The sequence below is a fragment of the Veillonella sp. CAG:933 genome (assembly GCF_000431435.1).
In the GTDB taxonomy this organism is placed as follows: domain Bacteria; phylum Bacillota; class Negativicutes; order Veillonellales; family Veillonellaceae; genus Veillonella_A.
This window is the reverse complement of record NZ_HF986221.1, coordinates 20,212-25,482: the sequence shown is the minus strand read 5'-3', so window position 1 is coordinate 25,482 and position 5,271 is coordinate 20,212. Positions and strand designations below refer to the sequence as shown.

Sequence of the window (5,271 nt, the reverse complement as noted above, 5' to 3'; positions counted from 1 at the left end):
TTTTTAGGGGTGTATTTCGTTACAGCCCCTTTCTTTGTATGCTTATAACATTTTCTTGATGTTACAATTTACTTATTTTGCTTAAGCAACTTCTGTGTCGCCACCGGTTTTATTGCTTACCGGACGGTCGATTGTGGACGTATCGTTGAATGCTTCCTGGTCGAAAGTGCCCATAAGTTTATCTACCACAATGGCATTGGTCATGGAACCACTTACGTTAAGCATGGTGCGACCCATATCGATGATTGGGTCAATAGCCAATACCGGAGAAATGGAGCTGAAGAACGCGCCAAGACCAGTACCGGACAAAGATACGGATGCAGCCATAGTAGCTGTACCAGGCACACCGGCAATACCGATGGAACCTAAAGCGATTACGATAACACTCATAACATACATGGTCATATCGAGTGGTACACCGGCAACGTTCGCAATGTATACGATACACAAAGCCGGGAACACGCCGGCACAACCCTGCATGCCTGCAGTAGTACCGAAGCTGCCTACTGTATTAGCAGTAGCCGCGTTAACGCCTAAACGTTTAGTCAAGGTATCTACCGTTAACGGTAATACACCCATACTGGAACGGGATGTGAAAGCCAAGAACAATGGAGCTCTTGCTTTACGGAAGTACATAATTGGGCTTACGCCGAAGATTGTTAAAAGTACAGCCTGTACAATTAACATAATTACTACACCAACGTAAATCAATACGATGAAAAGACCCATATCGGCAATAGCCTGGAAGCCTTTTTGAGCCAAAGTTGTTGCTAACAAGCCCAATACGCCGTAAGGCATAAGGCCGATGATGAAATCTGCCACCCAAGAAATAATGAGGTGCAATTCATCAAATAATTTAGTAACCAATTCGAGTTTGTCGGTGCCTGTTTGTTTAATCAAACGAGCAATACCGCCAATGATAACGCCAAATACTACAACGGCGATAACGTTAGTTTCCGCCATAGCGCTGATTGGGTTATTCGGAATCAAGGCACGCAAAGTATCTACTACAGGTTTTACTTCACGCATCTTGGCAGGTGCACCGCCGGCGGCAATACCTTCACCCAAATGAGTTACGGAACCAAGCACAAGACCTACAACAGCAGCAATAGCTACCATTACTAAGGCTACGAAAGCGGTAGAGCTAACTAATTTTTTCAAATCAGCGCCGCGTTCCATGTGCAAAATTACGTGAATGATGGAAATAAATACCAATGGAATAACGAGCATACGGATTAAATCAATGAACCCGCCACCAATTAAGGAGAACCATTTGGTACTTTCTTTAATGTACACAACTTTCATAGGATCGTCCGGGAACTGTGCAATGAATTGCACCACGAAGCCCAAAACGGCGCCTAATAAGGTACCGATGATAACAAGGTTACCAAAGGCTGTTTGACGACGTTGTAAGTAGTAAACAAACCCCAACATCGCTACAAACAAGATTAGAATACCGATGGTAATCGGATTGCTAACCATTAAAAACTCTTGGAAAAATGGAATATCCACTTTTTCCCTCCTTACTGTATTCAATTGTGAATGTGACGATGATATTATAGCATAAGTTCTTTTAAATTCCTACTATTTCACAGGAATTATTTTCAAAATATTTCGATATATAAATTAGTCGATTTACATTGATACAATATCCGCGCAACAGCAGGTCGAAACAGCTTTCGTACAGCTATCTTTATCAGTACATTCACTAACCCTAAATTTTGTAAAATCTTTTGACGAAAATCTCCTATAAAAAAGTCCGACGTCATAGGGCACAATTTGTGCTTACGGCGTCGGACATTTCCTTACCTAGTCAACGAGAATAAACGTTACATTGATAGGACCATGAACCCCTACTACACGAACCAATTCGATATCGGCTGTGTTGGAAGGACCTGAAATGTGAACCACATTGGATGGGAACCCTTCAGGATTTTCTTTATATACTTTGGTAAGAGCACGCATAGACTGCGTCATGCGAGGCACAATGTCAGAAGTACGGATAACCGCAATGTGACAAAGTGGCAACAAACCGATGGAACGGCCGCTGGCTTCAAAGCTTGGTTGAATAACCGTTGCTGTTTCGGCAATCCCTAAGATTGGGAAAGTAATACCGATTTCAGCCACTTTGGCTTCGTCAATATTAGCTTGACGACCGGCGGATGGATTCCATTGATAGAAGGTGGTACCTTCTTTATCTACCTTATCAAAGTTTTCTTTTAATTGGAATTTTTCAGCTTCTTCACAGCAAGGATAAATTACTTTACCGCCGCCGCGTTCTTCAATTTCTTTTAAGATTGTTTCGACTACATGCGCTTCATCAGTAGTTACAAATTTAGTACCTACTTTTTCACATTCCACTTTGAACATGTCTACAACTTGTTCGTGGGAAAGGTCGGAGTACATTGCCTCTTGAGGTCCTTTTTCATAAGGATACGGTGCTACGAAAGTAGGAATCTCTTTACGACCCAACGCATGAGAAATACGGCTAAAAAATGCTTTACGTTTTACATCATCCATTGTCTTGTCTCCTTACTTACGTTTGCTAGCTTCATATTCAGCATATACATCGCGGAATTTCTTGAGTTTCAATGTACCCATTTCTTTCGCTTTCATCCAGCCGCCTACTACCGGCAATAATTTAGTCCAATCGGCCATGTTACCGTTCTTACTCATGAGTTTCATGCCGATGGCACCTAACTTAGTACCATAATCGAAGAGGAAGGAATTACTGAATACAGTAGCCACTGTTTTGAAAATAGCTTCTTCTGCTGCCGGACGAAGATGCGCTTTGTCGGCAATGTTAACGCGATGTTTCAAAAGTAATTCATGGAGTGGAATCTTAACCGGACAATGTTCCCAGCATTCGCCGCACAAAGTGGAAGCGTATGGCAAATCGCCCGCTTTTTCATAACCAACCAATAATGGAGTCAATACCGCACCCATTGGACCCGGATAGATGGAGCCGTACGCATGACCGGTGATATGACGATATACCGGACAGATGTTCATACAAGCACCGCAACGGATACAACGAAGCATGGAGTTGAATTCGCCGCCCAAAATATTGGAACGACCATTATCGATGATAATGATGTGAAGTTCTTCAGGACCGTCAGCTTCACCTGGTTTGGCAGGACCGGTAATCATGGAGAAGTAGTTTGAAATCTTAGCGCCTACAGAGGAGCGAATTAAGAGTTCCATCATAATGTCAAGACCGGCAAAGTCAGGTACAAGACGTTCCATACCCATGAGACAAATCATAGTCTTAGGCATGGAGCTACTCATACGACCGTTACCTTCATTGGATACGATAGTAATAGTACCGGTTTCAGCTACGGCAAAGTTACAGCCGGTGAAGCCGATATCGGCGCGCAAGAAACGATCGCGAATACGTTTACGTACGAAACGTGTCATTTCTTCCGGATCTTCCGTACCTTCATAACCGAGTTTGTCGTGGAACGTTTCACGAATACGACCACGAGCAAAGTGCAACGCAGGTACTACGATATGGGAAGGTGGGTTCCAGTCAGCTGTCTGCAAAATGAATTCGGCCAAGTCAGTTTCGTTAACTTCCACGCCTTCTTTCATCAATGCTTCGTTAAGGCTGATTTCTTCGGACACCATAGTTTTGCCTTTTACGACCATTTTGGCGTTCTTGGCACGAACTACTTCCATTACATATTCATTTGCTTCTTCAGCTGTATGAGCAAAGTGCACTTTGGCACCGGCTTTAGTAGCGTTTTCAGCAAATTGGTTTAAATAATAGTCGAGGTTGCTTAATACATGATCACGAAGTTCAGCCGCTTCTTCACGGAAATCTTCCCATTCAGGTACTTGATCAACCAACGCTTTACGTTTTGCATAGAATACATCTTGCGCTTTTTGGATGGCCTTTACCTTAAAGTCATTGGCAAGAACATCCTCAACACGTTTTTTAAACGGGCGTTCATCGTATAAAATAGCCATGTTCAGTTCCTCCTAACGACTAGCGGGAATTCAATAATTCCGCAATGTGCATTACTTTGATGCGACGATCGATTTCGCCGTCTTTATAAAGACGATCAAGCATACCTTCAATATTCATAAGACAAGCTTGGTCACCACCGGCTACTACATTAGCGCCGGAGTTGTAAATATTCATTGCTTTTTCGCGAGTCATAACAGCAGAAATCTCAGGCTGTTTAACCGTAAACGTACCGCCGAAACCACAGCAGCCTTCCGCGCGATTCATTGGCAAATATTCTAGACCTTTAATATTTTCCAATAATTTCATAGGTGGTTCCTTGATACCCATGAGACGTGTTACGTGACAAGATTTGTGGTACGTAACTTTGTCGTTAAATGTTGCACCTACGTCAGTTACGCCTAATACATTCACGATAAATTCGGTGAATTCATAAATGCGTTCACTGACTTTGGCGGCACGAGCCATCCATTCAGGTTCGCCGGCCAAAATATGACGGTATTCGTCACGAATGGCAAAGGCACAAGAACCGGACATACTCACGATATATTCTGCGTTTTCGAAGACTTCAATTGTATTCTTGATAGCCCCTTTAGCCGCATCATTATACCCGGAGTTCACGAACATCTGTCCGCAGCATACTTGCTTTTTAGGTACTGTGATATCACAGCCTAAACGTTCTAATACCTGTACGCCGGCCATCCCCACGTGGGGATAAAACATGTCAATCAAACATTGTGAAAATAAATGAATTTTCATTTCCTCACATCCTCAACTTTCCTACGTACTTACACTTACTAGATTACCCACACTTGCGTATACTTCCCATTTTTTTCAACATTAAACGGTCTATATTGTATATTCGCACGGAAATCATCACTATTATTATATAGAATAACAAATATAATGTCCAAAGAATTGCGATATTGGCAAACGCCCTATGTCATATGCGTTTTACGAATGCTTGAAATAGGATTTAGTAAAATATTTGTATACAGAACGTAATTATTTGAATAGTGAATCTCATTACCGCTAAACCGCCCCTTTATCTCTTTAAAGCCCCCGTGGTTCGTGATATAATCAATGTATTAAGGATATTATTTTTTAGTATTTGTAAAATCAATAATAAAGTGCATACTTTATCAAGGTGAAAACCGTTATTTTAACAACCTGTAACAGAAAGGGGTCTCATTTATGACATCACGTTCTTTACATTTAGCCGTTCTCGTGGCTACACTTTTAACAACAACTACCTACACCGGCTTCGCCGCCGATGCGGACAACACTACGGCGTCTACCGCCAC

General features: G+C 42.2%; 4 protein-coding genes. All 4 read right to left on the bottom strand.

The genetic code is table 11. From position 1 onward, the window contains the following. Nucleotides 1-81: 81 nt before the first annotated feature. Complete coding sequence (locus QZL64_RS10665) at nt 82-1,512, bottom strand: cation:dicarboxylate symporter family transporter (protein ID WP_021841973.1); 1,431 nt, start codon at nt 1,510-1,512, stop codon at nt 82-84. A gap of 297 nt (nt 1,513-1,809) precedes the next feature. Continuing rightward, nucleotides 1,810-2,520 carry a LutC/YkgG family protein gene (locus QZL64_RS10660; RefSeq protein WP_021841972.1) on the bottom strand — a complete coding sequence of 237 codons (711 nt, stop codon included), beginning with the start codon at nt 2,518-2,520 and terminating at the stop codon, nt 1,810-1,812. A gap of 12 nt (nt 2,521-2,532) precedes the next feature. Continuing rightward, nucleotides 2,533-3,969, bottom strand: a complete 1,437-nt coding sequence (locus QZL64_RS10655) for a LutB/LldF family L-lactate oxidation iron-sulfur protein (protein WP_021841971.1) — start codon at nt 3,967-3,969, stop codon at nt 2,533-2,535. A gap of 19 nt (nt 3,970-3,988) precedes the next feature. After that, nucleotides 3,989-4,726, bottom strand: a complete 738-nt coding sequence (locus QZL64_RS10650; RefSeq protein WP_021841970.1) for a (Fe-S)-binding protein — start codon at nt 4,724-4,726, stop codon at nt 3,989-3,991. Between the last annotated feature and the right edge of the window lie 545 nt (nt 4,727-5,271).